The organism is Bartonella sp. AP57NXGY (genome assembly GCF_042195805.1).
In the GTDB taxonomy this organism is placed as follows: Bacteria; Pseudomonadota; Alphaproteobacteria; order Rhizobiales; family Rhizobiaceae; genus Bartonella.
On record NZ_JBHIOZ010000045.1, the window covers coordinates 11,090 to 12,186 of the forward strand.

Here is a 1,097-nt window from a genome sequence, read left to right on the forward strand (position 1 = left end):
ATTAATGGATACCATAAGTGTTTCATAGTAGTACGTTTGAGAAGTAGTTTATTTATTCTTTCCAACAACACACTGAAAAAGTTTCACATGGTGGTAAACCGGAATTTATGGCGGCACATCTGAAGTCCCTCTTAAGATGGGACTGCTAGGAATAAAATATCCAGAAACATCCAGTTATGGAACAATTAGAAATAAGCACGTAAAAAATTACCTAACTGAGTAGAGAGTATAATCCGGAAGAGACCAAAAACAAGCGCATAGATTGATAAAAGAAAACAACAACATACGCTACTCATGCAATCGCTACGATTATAAGCTAATAAAAGCACCTTAGAGCTGAATTGAAGGACTCATAACATCTTATTCTAGCAAAATGGCTAAAGAAACGACTCACAACAGAATGAAATAACAAAATACAAAGATAGGTAAAAATAAATCACAAAATAAAGAATTTAAAAAGTCTGACTTTATAAGAAGATATTGATAGATGGCGCACCCGAAGAGATTCGAACTCCTGACCCCCAGATTCGTAGTCTGGTGCTCTATCCAGCTGAGCTACGGGTGCATACATTTCAATTTTTTACATTGTCTAAGACAAAGGGTTCCTAATCGTTTCATTAAAGAAATGCAAGTGAAACTTGAGTCGTCATAAAAAAAATCTCTCTTTTTTTATGATATATTTTAAAAAAGGATATAATATATTATGGCTTCAGTTGGTTTTGATATGAACATTTTTTTGTCATGACCATACAAAGCAATATGAACGATAGTTAACTTGACGTTTTAATCTATGAAAGATAGTCAAGCAGAGATGAGATGTGTTTTTTGCGGTGGGGGTAAGATATATACACCCGCTGTTGGGTTTTTGTGTAAAACGCCGATATTACTGTTGAAAACTATTTCAGATGAACATGACACAGCAAGGGCGGATGTATGGCGTTATTAAAAAAGAGCTTTCCATTAGTGTTTTTAATCGTTGTTTTAACGGTTACTTATTGGGCTGGAAAAAAGAGTGCAGACCAACCCATTTCTATGGTGGATAAAACAAGAGTATCGGATAAAGCTTCAAATGAAAAAATGGGAAGGCCACCGGTAAA

At 34.8% G+C, this 1,097-nt stretch carries 1 tRNA gene; it reads right to left on the reverse strand.

What is annotated here, in order from left to right:
• Positions 1-488 precede the first annotated feature (488 nt).
• Positions 489-565, reverse strand: a tRNA-Arg gene (locus ACFIL8_RS05820).
• Positions 566-1,097 lie beyond the last annotated feature (532 nt).